Source organism: Streptomyces sp. NBC_01775 (genome assembly GCF_035917675.1).
In the GTDB taxonomy this organism is placed as follows: Bacteria; Actinomycetota; Actinomycetes; order Streptomycetales; family Streptomycetaceae; genus Streptomyces.
Genome location: NZ_CP109104.1, coordinates 101,543 through 117,174, shown reverse-complemented (window position 1 = coordinate 117,174; position 15,632 = coordinate 101,543). Strand labels below are relative to the sequence as shown.

Sequence of the window (15,632 nt, the reverse complement as noted above, 5' to 3'; positions counted from 1 at the left end):
CTCCCGACTGTCTCAGCGGGCATCGATGATCATGAGCGCGGTGTGGAGCGAAGTACGTGACTCGGCGGACTCGAGGGAGACGCCCAGGATGCGTTCCAGGGTGCGCAGGCGGCTGTAGAGGGTGGGGCGGCTCAGGCCCGTGAGGCGGGCGGTGTGTGTCTTGGAGCCGGAGCAGTCCAGGTGGGTGCGCAGGAGGGCCAGGAGGTTCTCGCCCGTGCGGGCGTCGTGGTCGAGCAGGCGGCCCAGTTCGGTCTCCGCGAAGGCCTGGAGGCGGTGGTCGCCACGGAGCAGTGCGACAAGTCCGCGTAGACGTACGTCGGTCGACCGGTAGAGACGGTGCGCTTCGGGCATGGTCAGGCCGACGTCGGCAACATGTTCCGCCTCGGTGAGACCGTGTGCGGCGCCGATGAGGCTGGCGGAGGCGGGGGCGGTGCCTGCGGCCCAGCCTTCGGTGCCGCTCCGGCCGGTCAGGCGGTCCCGCAGCCCTCTGCACACGGCATCCAGCGTCCGGTCGGCTCCCTTGGGCAGGCACGAGATGATCGCCGAGACGGTTCCCTCGCGGCGGATGGAGGCGATGGCGCTGCCGCCGACGGCGGCGGCTGACTGGCGGACGGCGGTCAGGAGCCGCCGGTCGGCCTCGCCCTGTGCCAGTGCGTCGGTGCCGGGGCGCTGGGGGATGCGGACGGAAAGCGGGGCGTACCGGCTGCTGGGGGTGAGGCCGAGGGCGGTCGCGCGGGCCATGGCCTCTTTTTCATCGTCCCCCTCGTTGAAGCGGGCGCTCAACAGGTCGTCGAGGAGGCCGCCGAGTGCCTGGACCACGAGGGCGTCGCGCTCCTGCTGGATCATCCGATGCAGCTGGAGGGACTGCGCCGCGCGTTCCAGGACCATACGGGCGCGGGACGGATCGGAGGCCTGGGTGGGCAGGACGAGCCGGCCCCAGCGCTCCGAGCCGACGCCCACCGGGACGGCCGACCAGGCGGGGGCGTCCGCGTGGCCGGCCGCCGCGTCGTGGAGGCGGGAGCGGTCGGCCCACTGGTCCAGGAGCGCTGTGGTCGAGGTGTCCAGGGCGCAGAAGGCCAGCACGTGCCGGCTGAGGTCTTCCAGGACCAGCGGGGCGCCCAGGGTCTGCGCCGCGCGCGTGACGATGTCCGTGGTGGAGGCCCGGGACATGTTGAGCGAGGTGAAGACCTCGTGGGTGGTGCGGGCGAACTCGACCTCTTCGTACTGGTCGGCCACGATCAGCCGGTGCACCTGCTGGGTGACCTCGACGAAACGGGTTCTCTCGGTCAGGGTCACCACGGGCAGCGAGAGGGAGTCGGCGAAAGCTCCCAGGTGTTCCGGCACGGCTGTGAGGTGGGTGCCGAGCTCGATGACGAGGCCGGCCACACCTTGCGCGGCCAGCATGCTCAGGTAGGCCTCGGCCCGGGGCGCGCCGTTGGCCAGCGTGGGGCCGGTGGTCAGGACGAGTTCTCCGCCCTCCAGCAGATCGGTGAGGTCGGGGAGATCGCTGCTGTGCACCCACCGGACCGGATGGTCGAGGTGGTCGCGACCGCCGACGACGCGTGGCCGCCCGGTGGCCAGGGCGGACAGCTGGAGGACTTCCCGGACGGTCGGCTGCATTTACGCATCGTAAGGAATCTCTCTCAGTGCTGTACAGACTGTCGGCGTATGTCCTGGCAGCCTCACAGCCGGGCCGGTGGACGGGCGGCCGTGCCGGTCGCCGGGTTGCCGGCTCCGTGTGCAGCGAGTGATCGAGCGAGAGTGAGGCAGCAGTGACCAGCGATCTTGCCTGTGTCGGGCATTGGGCCAACAACAAGGCGTTCCCCGGCACGAGTGGACGTGCCGCCGCGGTGACCAATCCGGCGACCGGCGCGGTGACGCGCGAGGTGGCCCTGGCCCACGAGGCGGACTCCCGCTCCGTGATCGAGGCGGCCACTGCCGCTTTTCCGGGCTGGCGGGACACGTCACTGGCCAAGCGCGTCGCGATCGTCTTCCGCTTCCGCGAGCTGCTCAACCAGCGCAAGCACGAGCTTGCCGAGATCATCACCGGTGAGCACGGCAAGGTCCTGTCCGACGCGCTGGGCGAGGTCGCCCGCGGCCAGGAGGTGGTGGAGTTCGCCTGTGGCATTCCGCACCTGCTCAAGGGCGGTTTCAGCGAGAGCGCCTCGACGGAGGTGGACGTGCACTCGGTCCGGCAGCCGCTCGGGGTCGTCGGCATCATCGCGCCGTTCAACTTCCCCGCGATGGTGCCCATGTGGTTCTTCCCCGTAGCCATCGCGGCCGGCAACACCGTCGTGCTCAAGCCGAGCGAGAAGGCCCCCTCGGCCGCGCTGTGGATGGCCGAGCTGTGGGAGGAGGCGGGGCTGCCCCCGGGCGTCTTCAACGTGTTGCAGGGCGACAAGGCGGCGGTCGAGGAGTTGCTGTCCCACCGGTCCGTCAAGGCCATCAGCTTTGTCGGCTCCACCCCGATCGCCCAGTACGTGTACGCCACGGGCACGGCCAACGGCAAGCGGGTCCAGGCGCTGGGCGGGGCGAAGAACCACGCCGTCGTCCTGCCCGACGCCGACCTGGACCAGGCCGCCGATGCCATGGTCAACGCAGGGTTCGGATCGGCGGGGGAGCGCTGCATGGCGATCTCGGCCGTGGTGGCGGTCGGCGGCGTCGCCGATGAGCTGGTCGCGAAGATCGCCGAGCGGGCCCGCGACATCAGGACCGGCGACGGCACCCAGGGCTGCGACATGGGGCCGCTGGTGACCGCCGCGCACCGCGACCGGGTGGCCTCCTACGTCGAGAAGGCAGCCCAGGCGGAGGAGGGCGGCGCGAGCCTGGTCGTGGACGGCCGCCAGGTACGGGCGGACGGCGGCCGGGACGGATTCTGGCTCGGCCCCACGCTGATCGACCACGTCACCACCGACATGAGCTGCTACACGGACGAGATCTTCGGGCCCGTCCTGTCCGTCCTGCGGGTGGAGTCCTACGACGAGGCCCTCGAACTGATCAATTCCAACCCGTACGGCAACGGGACGGCGATCTTCACCAACGACGGCGGTGCCGCCCGCCGCTTCCAGAACGAGGTCGAGGTCGGCATGGTCGGCATCAACGTGCCGATCCCGGTACCGATGGCCTACTACAGCTTCGGCGGCTGGAAGAACTCCCTGTTCGGGGACACCCACGCGCACGGCACCGAGGGCGTGCACTTCTTCACCCGGGGCAAGGTCGTCACCACGCGCTGGCGGGCCCCCAGCCAGGCAGGCCTCAACCTCGGCTTCCCGCAGACCGCCTGAAGACCCCTCTGAAGGAGGCCCGCCATGACCCTTGTCCAGCCCGAGCTGAACACCCGTGCCGTCGCGCGGACTTACGAGCTCGACCGCCGCCACGTCTTCCACTCCTGGTCGGCCCAGGCCGGCCTCGACCCGATGGTGATCACCCGCGCCGAGGGCTCCTACATCTGGGACGGCGAAGGCAACCGGCTGCTCGACTTCTCCTCCCAGCTGGTGAACACCAACGTCGGCCACCAGCACCCCTACGTGGTGGAAGCGATCGCCGACCAGGCCCGCACCCTGGCCACCGTCGCCCCGCAGCACGCAAACGACCAGCGTTCCGAAGCGGCCCGCCTGATCTGCGAACGCGCCCCCGGCGACCTCGACCGGGTCTTCTTCACCAACGGCGGCGCCGACGCCAACGAGCACGCCGTACGCATGGCCCGCCTGACCACCGGCCGCCCCAAGGTCCTGACCCGTTACCGCTCCTACCACGGCGGCACGCAGACCGCGATCAACCTCACCGGAGACCCGCGCCGCTGGCCCAACGACAACGGCGACTCCGGCGTGGTCCACTTCTTCGGCCCGTACCTGTACCGCAGCCACTTCGACGCGACGACCGAGGCGGAGGAGTGCCGGCGCGCGCTCGCTCATCTTGAACAGGTCATCGAGCTGGAAGGCCCGCAGACCGTCGCGGCCATCCTGCTGGAGGCCGTCCCCGGCACCGCGGGCATCATGCTGCCCCCGCCGGGCTACCTCGCCGGGGTGCGGGAGCTGTGCGACCGGCATGGCATCGTGCTCATCGTCGACGAGGTGATGACCGGGTTCGGCCGCACCGGCTCCTGGTTCGTCTGCGACGACGAGGGCGTCGTACCCGACCTGCTGACCTTCGCCAAGGGCGTCAACTCCGGCTACGTACCGCTCGGTGGCGTCGTGATGGGGGAGCGGATCGCCGAACACTTCGCACACCGCCCCTACCCGGGCGGCCTCACCTACTCCGGGCATCCGCTGGCCTGTGCGGCGGCCGTCGCCGCCATCACCGTCATGGAACGCGACGGGATCATCGACAACGCCCGCCGTATCGGCACCGATGTGATCGGCCCCGAACTCGACCGGCTCGCCGAAAAGCACCCCAGTGTCGGGGAGGTCCGGGGACGTGGGGTCTTCTGGGCCGTCGAACTCGTCACCGACCGCGACACTCGCCGGCCCGTGGCACCGACCGGGGGCAGCAGTCCCGTAATGGCCGAAGCCGTCCGCACCGCCAAGGAACTCGGCATGCTGCCGTTCGCCAATTCCAATCGCCTTCACCTCGTGCCGCCGTGCACGGTCACCGAGCCGGAGGCTCGCGAAGGACTGAGCATCTTGGACCAGGTCCTCGGCCGGGTCGATGCCCTGGTCCAGGGCGAGCTGGAGGACTCCTCCCGCTGAGAAGCGTCACGGCGCGCCCTTCCGGTCGCGGCTGAACGGCCAAGCTTTGCCTGGCCGTTCAGCCGCGACCGCGTCAGTGGTCAAGCACCATCAGGTCCGGCCGCTCGAGGAACCGGGCGATGTCGCGCAGGACGAGCGAACCGAGCTCGCCGTCGACGAGGCGGTGGTCGAACGACATGGTGAGCGTCGCGGTGTCGCGCAGCCGTATGTGTCCCTTGTGTTCCCACGGCGTTCGCCGCACCTGGCCGAAGCAGAGGATCGCTGCTTCGCCAGGGTTGAGGATCGGTGTTCCGCCGTCGATACCGAACACCCCGATGTTGGTGATCGTGAACGTCCCGTTTCTCATCCGCTCGGGTGGCGTCTTGCCGGCGCGGGCCTGGTCGATGAGGTCGGTGAGTGCCAAGGCGATCTCACTCAGCGAGAGCCGCTGGGCCGCGGCGATGTTGGGGACGATGAGCCCTCTCGGAGTCGCCGCGGCGATGCCGAGGCCGACATCGGGGTACTGGACGATCTCACCGGCCGCGGCATCCCACTTCGCGTTGATCCCGGGATGCCGCGCGATGGCGGTCAACGCCGCCTTGATGACGAGACACAGCGGTGTCAGGCGCACACCCTCGAACGCCTTGTCGGCACGCGCCCTCTTCAGCAGTTTGAGGGACCGGGTCACGTCGACGGTGACCCATTCCGTGACGTGTGGAGCGGTGAAGGCGCTCTTGACCATGGCCTCCGCGGTGTGCTTGCGCACTCCGCGAATCGGCGTGCGCGTCACGTTGTCAGCGCGGTCACCGGGGAGCTTTGGGGCGTTCGGCGCGGTGGCCTGCTTCTCGGCGAGGCGGTGGACGTCCTCGCGCGTGATGCGTCCCGACGGGCCGGTGGCGGTCACGAGGCTCAGGTCGACTCCGAGGTCGCGGGCGAGCTTGCGCACCGGCGGGGTGGCGAGAGCTTTCCGGGTGGAAGGAAGGAAAGGTGTGACGGCCGGTGGCTCGGGCTTCCTCTTTCGCGGGCGTCGGGCTGTCTGTGCGTGCGCCGGACCGTAGCCGACCAGGACGGGCTCGCGGGCGGGGGCGGGCGGCGGCCCGTCCTGGCCGGGCGCACCGACGGGCTCTTGGGGCGTGGTGTCGGGTTCGATCTCCGCCTGCTGGGCGCTGTCGTCCTCGACCTCGAACGCGATGATCGGCGCACCGACGGCCACTGCCTCGCCGGCGGGACAGAGGAGTTCGGTGACGGTCCCGGCGTACGGGCTGGGCAGCTCCACCACTGCCTTCGCCGTCTCGATCTCCACGATGGTGTCGTTGACGCCGACCGCGTCGCCGGGTCCCACACGCCAGTCGAGGATCTCGGCCTCGGTGAGCCCCTCGCCGACGTCGGGGAGATGGAAGTGTCTGGTTACGAGCATCGTGTCCTCCAGGAGAGGTTCGCCGGACGCCGGACGGATCAGGAGGCACACACCCGGTCGACGGCGTCGAGAACCCGGTCGAGGTCGGGAAGGTAGTCACCTTCGGCCCGCGCCGGCGGATAGGGGACGTTGTAGCCACCGACCCGTTCCACGGGGGCCTCAAGGTCGTAGAAGCAGTGCTCCATGACCGTCGCGGCGATCTCAGCGCCCAGACCGACGTTGACGGGCGCCTCGTGCACGACCACGACGCGCCCCGTCTTCGACGCCGAGCGGCGCAGTTCGGTGGCATCGAGCGGCGACAGCGAGCGCAGGTCCAGGACCTCCAGCGAACGGCCCTCGGCGGCGGCGATCTCGGCGGCGTTGAGCGCGACCGCGACCGTGGGCCCGTACGCGGCCACGGTGACGTCGGAGCCCTCGCGCAGGACCCGGGCGCGCCCCAGCGTGCCGCTGTCCACGGGGCGGCCGAGGTCGACCTCGGCCCGGTCCCAGTAGCGGCGCTTCGGCTCGTAGAAGATGACGGGGTCGTCGCACGCGATCGCGGCGCGGAGCATGTCGTACGCGTCCTGGGGATGGCCGCACGCGACGACGCGCAGCCCGGCCGTGTGGCAGAAGTACGCCTCGTTCGACTCGCTGTGGTGCTCGACCGCGCCGATCCCGCCCCCCACCGGGATCCGGATGGTGACGGGAAGCCGCAGCAGCCCGCGGGACCGTGCCCGCATCTTCGCCAGCTGGCTGACGATCTGGTCGAAGGCGGGGTAGACGAAACCGTCGAACTGGATCTCGCACACCGGCCGGTACCCCCGCAGGGCAAGGCCGATCGCCGTTCCGATGATCCCCGACTCGGCCAGCGGGGTGTCCACGACGCGGTCGCCGAACTCGGCGGCCAGCCCGTCGGTCACCCGGAACACCCCGCCCAGCGAGGCGATGTCCTCGCCCAGCAGAACCACCCGCTCCTCGTCGCGCATCGCCTGCCGCAGGCCCTCGTTCAGCGCGCGTCCGAGCGTGGTCGTGGTGGCCTTGCCCTCGGCGTCTTTGCCAGCCGGAGTGGCCGCGGCGGTGATGGTCACAGGAAGGACTCCTTGAAAGTCTCGAAGCCTTCGCGCTCGCGTCGCAGCGCCTCGGTCTCCTCGCACAGGGTGTTGCGGAAGGTGTCGCTCAGGGACGGCTCCGGAAGGGCACGGCACTCCCGGCGCGTCCGCACCGCGAGTTCTTCGGCGTCGGAGGCGACCGTGGCGAAGTAGTCCTCGTCGGCCCAGCCGCGCGCCGTGAGCAGCAGGCGCACGCGCTCCACCGGGTCGTGGGCCTTCCACCGGGCGAGCTCCGCATCCTCGCGGTAGCGCCTGGGATCGTCCGAGGTGCTGTGTCCGGACATGCGGTAGGTGTGCGCCTCGATGAGCCCGGGTGCTCCACCGGCCCGGACCCGCTCGGCCATGCGCTGTGTGGCGGCGTAGACAGCCAGTACGTCGTTGCCGTCCACGGACACCGCGTCGAGTCCGAAGCCCTTCGCACGTTCCGCCAGCGGGGCGGCGTACTGCTTGCTCGCGGGTGTCGAGATCGCCCATCCGTTGTTCTGGCAGAAGAACACGACGGGTGCCGACGTCACCGCCGCCCAGTTGAGGGCCTCGCTGGCGTCCCCCTGGCTGGACGCGCCGTCACCGAAGTAGGCGAGCACGACGCCGTCGCCGGCGTCGTAGCGGACACCCATCGCATAGCCGACCGCGTGCAGGGTCTGCGTTGCCAGCACAAGGCTGTAGATGTGGAAGTGATAGCGCTCGGGGTCCCACGAGCCATGGCTCGAACCACGCCACTGCGACAGCAGTTCCGTCGGCGGGACACCGCGGCACAGGGCCGCCACGTGCTCGCGGTAGGACGGGAAGACCCGGTCGTCGTCCCGAAGGGCGCGGATCGAACCGGCCTGTGCCGCCTCCTGCCCGAGGGACATCAGCCAGAGTCCGAGCTCACCCTGGCGTTGCAGGGAGTACGCCTCCTGGTCGAAGCGGCGCCCGAGCACCATGTCGCGGTACAGCGCGCGTACCAGTTCGCCGGTCACGTCGAGCATGCCCGCGGCCGTCTGTTCGTTCAGCGTCCCGGCGGGATCGACCAGTTGCAGGACGTCGCCGGCGTGGGACGGCGCGGCTGCCGCGACAGAGTCCGTGCTCATGACGGCCCCCAGGTCCGGGCGTGGTCCACGGCGATGTGTCCCTTCCGGGACGGGCGCGATATCCGCAGCGGCGGCGCCATCACGAGCTCCCGGATGGTGAAGCAGGAGAGCGCTTTGACGAGGGCATCGACACGGGCGCGCTCTCCTGCGGTGAAGACGGTGCAGCGAGTCCGGTCGGCTTCCACGATCTCGGCGGAAAACGCCCGGGCGATGGCGACGGCTTCGGCGAGCCGGCCTTCGGGGAAGGCGACCGCCACGAATGCCCCGTACCGGCTGTGCGACCTGTCGTCGGAGAGGCGGACGACCTTGACGACCTCGGGTGACCGGTTCAAGAACTTGACGAGCTGTTCCAGCCTGATCTCGTCCGCGGTGTCCACCTCGACGGTGATCGTCCGCAGCCCGTCGACGGGCGCGGCGACATCCATGGTGACGACGTCGAACTGGCGATGCGCCAAGATCGCGGCGACCCGGGCGATCGCCAGGGGCGTGGCGACGACATCGAGTCGCAGCACGGCGCCAGCATGCTGCGTGCCTGACTTCACGGCTTCAGAGGGGGCAAGGCGTGTTGCTGGTTTTGTCGCGGCTGACATGAGGGACACCGTTCCAAGCGCGTGATCCGTCCACAACAAAAGTGCGCACTGGAGGCGAAGCACGCTCCTCTTGAGAAGTCCCTCCGGGTCGAGAGCGACCGTTGTGGGAAGTGGTGCTTACACTTACGGCATGTCGGCACTCGTACATCTCGACTCGGTCGATCTGCAGATCCTGGAGCTGTTGCGAGCCGACGGGCGGCGCACCGTTCGCGACATCGCACGCCTGGTGCAGCTCTCCCCGGCGCCGGTCCGCCGGCGCATCACCCGCCTCGAGGAGTCGGGAGTCATCACCGGCTACACGATCACGACGGATCAGGCCAAGCTCGGTCAGGGCCTTCAGGCGGTCACCGAGCTGCGCTTCACGGGCGACACGGATATCCACGACATCCTTGAGTTCGCGTCGACCCTGCCGGAGGTCGATGAGGTGCTGACGCTCACCGGAGACGTGGACGCACTCGTCAGGTTGCATGTCGACAACGTCGAGGACCTGCAAAAAGTGGTCAATCGTCTGCGTCGTAAGGGTGTTGGTGTGCTCCAGACGAAGACGCTGATCGTCATCGACTCATGGCAACGCGGAACGCCCGTGCCCTGAGCTTGTTCTTTATGGTCCCAGCCGCCTTGAAAGCGCGCGCCGAGGTCCGACCCGACGCTGAGTAGGGTTGCGGCCATGGCCAAGGGAATGGGGCGGCGGCCCAAGGTGGACCTGGACAGCGGCGTCGAGGACGCGACGCTGCTCATCCTGGAGCGTGACGCCACCGCGAACGACTCCCGCCGGATGCCAGGTTGCAGCAGAGTCATTCCCCACGGCCTTCGTGCTGATCAAGTGCCTCTGTGACGGAGCACAGGATCAGGCGAAGGCCGTGTTCACGTCTCCGGAATCCTCGTAGGAGCGATCACGTTTGGGCGTTGTTCGACGTCGGACCGTAAAGAACAAGCTCAGCGAGATCGTCGTCCGCCCCACCGTCCGCCCGGGGCCGTGCCCGACCTGTCGGCACGCGAGGCGAACGGGCCTTGGTGCGCCAGCCGCGCAACCCGCACCTTTACGCGTCGAAATCGTGGGAACCGTAGTCGACGTAACCTCGTTCGATCAGCTCGTCCAGCAACTCGTCCTCGTCCAGTCCGGCAAGCTCGTCGAGGTTGTCGACGGGGCCGTCGCCGAGCAGGACGTAGTCCTCGTAGCCCGCGATCTCTCCGACGAGCGGCGGAACGGAGATGCTGTCCCAGTCAACGATGACTTCGAACGCGTCGTCGTACTTGCCCTCGGACAGCCCGTCGGCAATCGTCATCTTCACCTTCCCCGGGTCGTCCGAGCCGTCGGCATAACCGGTCGGTTTGCCTTGCCCCAGGAAGGTGATGTCCGGGTAGCCCTCGACTCGGATTGTCATGAACGGGTGCGGGTCTATCGACTTGGCCAGTTCTCCCTGCTGATACACATCCAGTGCCACATCGGCGCCGCTGCTGTAGCCAAAGAGAAGCCACACGTTGATGGACGCCTCAAGTTCGAAGTCCAGGGCGGCCTGGGCTTCATGGAGGCTGCCGCAGATGTGATGTGCGGACTTCCGGGCAGCTCCGGGCAACACGCCGAACCTCAGGTCATAAAAACTCTTGGGAACCATACGCGGAAGCGTACTCAGGGGGACTGACAGCCATCCGCCGTCATGTGCGGCGGCCTTGTGGCCAGGGCATGCAAAACCACCTCAGTTCACGTCACGAAGGTCTGACACAGGCGCTGAGGCCACGCGACACGACACAGGCCCGCCCGCGCGCCGACAGCGGCGCGCGGGCGGGCCTGGTGGAGAGGTTCAGCTCTCTTCGTCGTCCACGAGGGCGAGCAGCGGCCCCTGTTCGTCCTCGGGGACGTACCCGGCGTAGTAGTCGTAGAGTTTGCGCCGCGAGATGCGTGCTGCCGCAAGGCCGTCCCGTACCCGGACCGCCTCGAACACCTCCTGGTGGTGGTGGAGCGACTCCCGCATGAGCGCCGTGCTGTTGGGCGCATGGGCGACCTTGTCCGAGATCAGTGAGAGGACAGCTCCCCGGACCACCTGATTGCAGACCTCGATGAGGGAGTTGCGGCTGGCCACGGCCACCGCCTCATGGAATGCGACATCCGCCTTGCTGAACTCCTCATACCCTGCCTCGATCGCGTCCGACATGACGGCAAGCGTCCGTTCCATGGAGGACAGCTCCTCCTCGGACCGCAGCCGGGCCGCCAGCAAGCTCGCCGACCCGTCGAGGATCATGCGGAACGAGATCAACTCGGCCATCGACATGTTGTCGAACTGGACGAGCCGGGTCATCTCCTTGGTCAGGCCGGCCGACGAGAACGGGAGAATCTCCGGGCCGTTGGGGTCACCCGGGCGCGAGCGGACGAGGCCGTTGCTCTCCAGCACGCGCAGGGCCTCCCGCACTGTGGGCCGGCTCGCCCCGAACTGCGTCACCAACTCTCTTTCGGTCGGCAGGCGCTGACCGGGTTTCAGGTCACCTTGCGCGATCGCCTGCTCGATCTGCTCGACGATGCGCTGGTAGAGCCGTACTGGCGCGACCTGCCGGAACTGTGCCCCGTCACTCAAGGCTTCTTCCCTCCGAGCGTGGTCCATGTCGTCTTCTCTCCGGCGGTCGCCCCGGCGGCGTTGTCAGGCCAACGCGGGACCGCCTCGGCAGGACGGTTCCGTTCGTACCACGCAGCCGCCCTCAAGACGCCGAGATCGTCGAAACGGCGGCCCGCGATCTGCACGCCGATGGGCCGACGGTCCTCCGTGAAGCCGCAGTTGACCGTCGCGGCAGGCTGCCCCGACATGTTGTACGGCGCGGTGAAGCCGATGTGGGACATGGTCTTCTCGTCCCCCGTGAACGGCATCGGCTGCTCAGCGGGGAACGCCGCCACGGGAGTTACCGGCGAGAGCACCAGATCGTAGGGGACCGTGGCCGCCACGGTCTGCGCCTGGATACGCATGATCTGCTGGTAGCACTGGAGCACCCTCGTGCCCGGCACGTCCGCACCCCCCTGGCACCATCGGATGATGTGGGGGTGGACGCGCAGCTTGGCCTCGGGCGCCAGTTCACGGAAGTCGTTCCAGGACCGCACCCGCCAGAACTGATCCAGGTCGTCCAGGAGATCCTGGCTCATGAACGGCTCGACCGGCTCCACGACGGCTCCCGCCGCCTCGAAGACCGCGGCGGCGCGGTTCACCGCGGCGAGGATCTCGGCGTCGCACGGCTCCCCGCAGCCGGCGTCCAGGTGCACCCCGACCCGCAGTCCGCGGACATCGCCGTCCAGCGCCGGCCAGTCGATGTCCTGCGGCGGCAGGCTCGACCAGTCCCGGGAATCCGGCTGGCTCAGGACACGCATCAGCAGGGCGGCGTCCGCCACGGTGCGGGTCAGGGGGCCGGCGGCGCGCCCCAGATACGGGGCGTCCAGCGGGATCCTCCCGTAGCTGGGCTTGAGCGTGGCGAGGCCCAGCCAGGTGCCCGGCAGCCGGATCGATCCTCCGATGTCGGTGCCGACGTGGAGCGGACCGTACCCCCCGGCAGCCGCTGCCCCCGCACCCGAGCTGGAGCCGCCCGTGGTCCAGGCGGGGTTCCAGGGGCTGCGTGAGATGCCGTGCCGGCTGGAGACTCCCGAGGAGAGCATGCCCCAGTCCGGCATCACGGTCGACCCGAGTATCACCCCGCCGGATTCGACGACCCGCGCGGTGATGGGCGCGTCCGCCTCGGGGACGACCGGCTCGGTCCCCGCGTTGCCCGAGGGCATGGGAACGCCCCTGCGGGCGACGTTCTCCTTCAGCGTCACGGGCACCCCGTCGACGGGCCCGAGCGGTTCTCCCGCCGCCCATCGGGCCTCGCTGGCCTGGGCTGCCTTGCGGGACTCGTCCGGGTCCCGCACCCAGAACGCGTTGAGCACACTCTCGCGCGCCTCGATCACCGACTGGACCGCGTCGTGGACCTCGACCGGCGACAGCGTGCGGTCAGCGAATCCGGCCACCATCTCGACGGCCGGCACAACGGCCAAACCCTGTTCCGTGAGCACCCGCACTCTCCTTCTCCCCGCTACCGCCGGGAGGTGCCCAGCGGGAGCTGAAGTAATTCGAACCCTTGACAAGAACGGCTTCGGTCGTCACGGTACCTGGCAAATGAGCTTACTGGTCAGGCCAGTCATAGCGGAAGGTGCCGCCCATGACGCGGGACACCAAGGTCGTGCGGCTCGCCGTCATACCCGGCGACGGAATCGGCCCCGAGGTCGTCGAGGCGACCGTGCCCGCGGTCCGGAGCGCGCTGGAGGCCGACGGCCACCGGCTCGACGTGACCTCGTTCGACTGGGGAGGCGAGCGGTTCCTCCGGCAGGGCGCGGCGATGCCGGCCGACGCGGCCGACCTCGTCAAGAAGACGGACGCCGTGTTGTTCGGCGCTGTCGGACGTCCTGATGTGCCGGAGCACGAACTGGTCTGGGGCCTGATCATCGGCCTGCGGCAGCAACTCGACCTCGCCGTGAACCTTCGCCCGGTGCGCGCGTTCCCCGGCGTTCCCACCAAGGTGCGCGACACCGACGGTGTGGACCTGGTGATCGTGCGGGAGAACACCGAGGGCGAGTACGCCGGCGCCGGCGGGTTGGCGCACGCCGGCAGCGGACACGACCTCGGTATCGAGGTCGCCGTCCACTCCCGTCGCGCCATCGAGCGGGCGGCGCACCAGGCCTTCGCCCTGGCCGGCCGGCGGTCGGGGCACCTGTGCCTGGTGACCAAGTCCAACGCGATGCGTTACGGCTATCCGCTGTGGGACCGGGTGGTACGCGAGGTCGGCGAGCACTACCCCGGCGTCCGGCTGGAAACCGTGCTGGTCGACGCCATGGCCGCCCGCATGATCCAGGCTCCGCGGTCCCTGGACGTCCTGCTCGCCGGCAACCTGTTCGGCGACATCCTGTCCGATCTCGCCGCGGTGCTCGCCGGCGGTATGGGCATGGCACCCAGCGCCAACGTCCTGCCGGGCGCCGACGTGCCGGGTATCTACGAGCCCGTCCACGGCTCCGCACCCGACATCGCCGGGAGGGGCGTGGCGAACCCGGTCGCGTGCATGCTGTCCGGCGCGCTGCTGCTCGACGACCTCGGACACACCGGCGCGGCTCGCCGCCTCCGGGACGCGGTGGCGGGCACCTTGCGCGACGCCAGGCACCACACGGCCGATCTCGGCGGCAACGCCACCACGGCGGACGTGGCCTCCGCCGTCCTGCACGCGATGGAAAGCCAGGGGTAGAACGTATGGAACGAATGAGACATAGCAAGCCGCTGATGCGGCACACCGGGACGGTGGCGGTCACCCTCGCCTGCCTGCTGCTCCCGGCCTGCTCGGCCGGGTCCACGGTGGCCGGCAACAGCACCGGCAGCCGCGCCGGCGACGCCCTGGCGATCGGTCTCACCGCCGAGCCGGCCAACCTCGACTTCACCAAGACCGAAGGTGCCGCCATTCCGCAGGCACTTCTCTACAACGTCTACGAGAACCTGGTGAAGCTGGACCAGTCCGGGAAGATACGACCCGGTCTGGCCAGGTCGTGGAGCCTGTCCAAGGACCGTAAGACGTACACGTTCCACCTGGTGAAGGACGCCAAGTTCAGCAACGGCGCACGGTTCACGGCCAAGGACGCCAAGTTCTCCGTCGAACGCGTCGCATCCGACTGGAAGGTGGCGCAGAAGGCCCAGATGAACGTCGTCGACAGGGCGCGGGCGGTGTCGTCCTCCGAACTCAAGGTCACCCTGAAGAGGCCGAGCAACGACTGGCTCTACCGGATGACCACCCGCGTCGGCGCGATGTTCAGCCGGACCGGGGCGGACAAGCTGGCCACCGAACCGGTGGGCACCGGCCCGTACGAGGTGAAGAAGTGGAACCGCGGCGACTCGATCACGCTGGCCCGTCGTGCTGACTACTGGGGGCGCGAACCGCACTTCGCCTCGGTCACCCTCAAGTACTTCAAGGACCCGACGGCCATGAACAACGCGCTGCTCACGGGCACCATCAACGTGATCGGCGCGATGCAGTCCCCGGATGCCCTGTACCGGTTCCAGAACAACCCGAAGTACAAGGTCATCGAGGGCTCGACCAACACCGAGGTGCTCCTCTCCCTCAACAACGGCTCGGGCCCGCTGAAGAACCGGAAGGCCCGCAAGGCGGTCCGCCACGCCATCGACCACAAGGCCCTGATGGACACCTGCTGGGCAGGCCGGGGCAAGCCCATCGGCAGCATGGTCCCGCCGACCGACCCGTGGTACCAGAACCTCACGAAGCAGTATCCGTACAACCGGGACAAGGCCAAGAAGCTCCTCAAGGAGTCCGGCCAGGCCGGCCATACGCTGCGGCTGCGGATTCCGACCCTGCCCTATGCCACCGCGTGCGGCACCGTGGTCAAGAGCCAGCTCGAACAGGCCGGGTTCAAGGTCGAGCTCGATCAGCTGGAATTCCCCGCCGCCTGGCTGACCACGGTGTTCAAGAACGCCGACTACGACATGTCGATCATCGGCCATGTGGAGCCCCGCGACATGCAGACGGTGTTCGGGAGCAAGACCTTCTACACCCGCTACGACAGCCCCGCATTCCGCGCGCTGCTGAAGAAGGCGGACGAGGGCACCCCACAGGAGCAGGTCACCTCCATGCGGGCGGCTGCCCGGCTGCTGTCCAAGGACGCCGCGGCCGACTGGCTGTTCATGCTGCCGAACCTGATGGTGGCGGACAAGGAGATCACCGGCCTGCCCGTGAACTACGTCTCCGAGTCACTGGATCTCACCGGCCTGGGCCGGTCATGAAAGGCGGCC

General features: G+C 69.0%; 14 protein-coding genes. 6 read left to right on the top strand and 8 right to left on the bottom strand.

The window, feature by feature from the left end:
- Nucleotides 1–12: 12 nt before the first annotated feature.
- Nucleotides 13–1,620 (bottom strand): PucR family transcriptional regulator, encoded by a 1,608-nt coding sequence (locus OHB04_RS00600; RefSeq protein WP_326685774.1) that lies wholly within the window; start codon nt 1,618–1,620, stop codon nt 13–15.
- 152 nt (nt 1,621–1,772) lie between these two features.
- On the opposite strand from OHB04_RS00600, the gene OHB04_RS00595 reads away from it, so the two are divergent.
- Complete coding sequence (locus tag OHB04_RS00595; RefSeq protein ID WP_326685773.1) at nt 1,773–3,284, top strand: CoA-acylating methylmalonate-semialdehyde dehydrogenase; 1,512 nt, start codon at nt 1,773–1,775, stop codon at nt 3,282–3,284.
- Nucleotides 3,285–3,308: 24 nt separating this feature from the next.
- Nucleotides 3,309–4,688, top strand: coding sequence for an aspartate aminotransferase family protein (locus OHB04_RS00590; protein ID WP_326685772.1), 1,380 nt, complete (start codon nt 3,309–3,311; stop codon nt 4,686–4,688).
- A gap of 73 nt (nt 4,689–4,761) precedes the next feature.
- Here the strand turns inward: OHB04_RS00590 and OHB04_RS00585 are convergent, their stop codons facing one another.
- From OHB04_RS00585 to ilvN, 4 genes are read right to left on the bottom strand one after another with little or no spacing between them, the layout of a single operon-like run.
- The gene (locus OHB04_RS00585) at nt 4,762–6,084 is read right to left on the bottom strand and encodes a dihydrolipoamide acetyltransferase family protein (protein WP_326685771.1); all 1,323 of its coding nucleotides are present in this window, start codon (nt 6,082–6,084) and stop codon (nt 4,762–4,764) included.
- Between the two features lie 38 nt (nt 6,085–6,122).
- Entirely contained in the window at nt 6,123–7,145 is a 1,023-nt protein-coding gene (locus OHB04_RS00580; RefSeq protein ID WP_326809376.1) for an alpha-ketoacid dehydrogenase subunit beta, read from the bottom strand.
- A 2-nt stretch (nt 7,146–7,147) separates the two neighbouring features.
- Nucleotides 7,148–8,245 (bottom strand): thiamine pyrophosphate-dependent enzyme, encoded by a 1,098-nt coding sequence (locus OHB04_RS00575; protein WP_326806498.1) that lies wholly within the window; start codon nt 8,243–8,245, stop codon nt 7,148–7,150.
- A complete protein-coding gene (gene ilvN / locus OHB04_RS00570) occupies nt 8,242–8,757 on the bottom strand; it encodes an acetolactate synthase small subunit (RefSeq protein WP_326685769.1) in 516 nt (171 codons plus the stop codon). The genes OHB04_RS00575 and ilvN overlap by 4 nt, the downstream gene beginning before the upstream one ends.
- Nucleotides 8,758–8,965: 208 nt before the next feature.
- On the opposite strand from ilvN, the gene OHB04_RS00565 reads away from it, so the two are divergent.
- Together OHB04_RS00565 and OHB04_RS00560 are read left to right on the top strand one after the other, a co-directional pair.
- Nucleotides 8,966–9,427 carry an Lrp/AsnC family transcriptional regulator gene (locus tag OHB04_RS00565; protein WP_326685768.1) on the top strand — a complete coding sequence of 154 codons (462 nt, stop codon included), beginning with the start codon at nt 8,966–8,968 and terminating at the stop codon, nt 9,425–9,427.
- Nucleotides 9,428–9,502: 75 nt separating this feature from the next.
- On the top strand, nt 9,503–9,670 hold the full coding sequence (locus OHB04_RS00560) for a hypothetical protein (RefSeq protein ID WP_326685767.1): 168 nt from the start codon (nt 9,503–9,505) through the stop codon (nt 9,668–9,670).
- 205 nt (nt 9,671–9,875) lie between these two features.
- Here OHB04_RS00560 and OHB04_RS00555 read toward each other — a convergent pair whose 3' ends face one another.
- The 3 genes from OHB04_RS00555 to OHB04_RS00545 all read right to left on the bottom strand — a co-directional run bounded on the left by OHB04_RS00555 (nt 9,876) and on the right by OHB04_RS00545 (nt 12,862).
- The gene (locus tag OHB04_RS00555) at nt 9,876–10,451 is read right to left on the bottom strand and encodes a hypothetical protein (protein ID WP_326806497.1); all 576 of its coding nucleotides are present in this window, start codon (nt 10,449–10,451) and stop codon (nt 9,876–9,878) included.
- A gap of 186 nt (nt 10,452–10,637) precedes the next feature.
- Nucleotides 10,638–11,405: a FadR/GntR family transcriptional regulator gene (locus OHB04_RS00550; protein ID WP_326685765.1), complete on the bottom strand. Its 768-nt coding sequence runs from the start codon at nt 11,403–11,405 to the stop codon at nt 10,638–10,640.
- A complete protein-coding gene (locus tag OHB04_RS00545) occupies nt 11,402–12,862 on the bottom strand; it encodes an amidase (RefSeq protein ID WP_326685764.1) in 1,461 nt (486 codons plus the stop codon). Before OHB04_RS00545 ends, OHB04_RS00550 begins: the two co-directional genes overlap by 4 nt.
- Nucleotides 12,863–13,008: 146 nt before the next feature.
- Here OHB04_RS00545 and OHB04_RS00540 point away from each other — a divergent pair, with 146 nt between their 5' ends.
- Entirely contained in the window at nt 13,009–14,082 is a 1,074-nt protein-coding gene (locus tag OHB04_RS00540) for an isocitrate/isopropylmalate dehydrogenase family protein (RefSeq protein WP_326806496.1), read from the top strand.
- A gap of 14 nt (nt 14,083–14,096) precedes the next feature.
- Nucleotides 14,097–15,623, top strand: a complete 1,527-nt coding sequence (locus tag OHB04_RS00535) for an ABC transporter substrate-binding protein (RefSeq protein WP_326685762.1) — start codon at nt 14,097–14,099, stop codon at nt 15,621–15,623.
- Nucleotides 15,624–15,632: the final 9 nt, after the last annotated feature.

What these genes read in the sequence shown, in the direction of transcription:
- OHB04_RS00540 (WP_326806496.1), top strand. Translation starts at nt 13,009, where the DNA reads ATGACGCGGGACACCAAGGTCGTGCGGCTCGCCGTCATACCCGGCGAC.
- OHB04_RS00565 (WP_326685768.1), top strand. Translation starts at nt 8,966, where the DNA reads ATGTCGGCACTCGTACATCTCGACTCGGTCGATCTGCAGATCCTGGAG.
- OHB04_RS00590 (WP_326685772.1), top strand. Translation starts at nt 3,309, where the DNA reads ATGACCCTTGTCCAGCCCGAGCTGAACACCCGTGCCGTCGCGCGGACT.
- OHB04_RS00585 (WP_326685771.1), bottom strand. Translation starts at nt 6,084, where the DNA reads ATGCTCGTAACCAGACACTTCCATCTCCCCGACGTCGGCGAGGGGCTC.
- OHB04_RS00575 (WP_326806498.1), bottom strand. Translation starts at nt 8,245, where the DNA reads ATGAGCACGGACTCTGTCGCGGCAGCCGCGCCGTCCCACGCCGGCGAC.
- OHB04_RS00560 (WP_326685767.1), top strand. Translation starts at nt 9,503, where the DNA reads ATGGCCAAGGGAATGGGGCGGCGGCCCAAGGTGGACCTGGACAGCGGC.
- OHB04_RS00600 (WP_326685774.1), bottom strand. Translation starts at nt 1,620, where the DNA reads ATGCAGCCGACCGTCCGGGAAGTCCTCCAGCTGTCCGCCCTGGCCACC.
- OHB04_RS00535 (WP_326685762.1), top strand. Translation starts at nt 14,097, where the DNA reads ATGAGACATAGCAAGCCGCTGATGCGGCACACCGGGACGGTGGCGGTC.
- OHB04_RS00555 (WP_326806497.1), bottom strand. Translation starts at nt 10,451, where the DNA reads ATGGTTCCCAAGAGTTTTTATGACCTGAGGTTCGGCGTGTTGCCCGGA.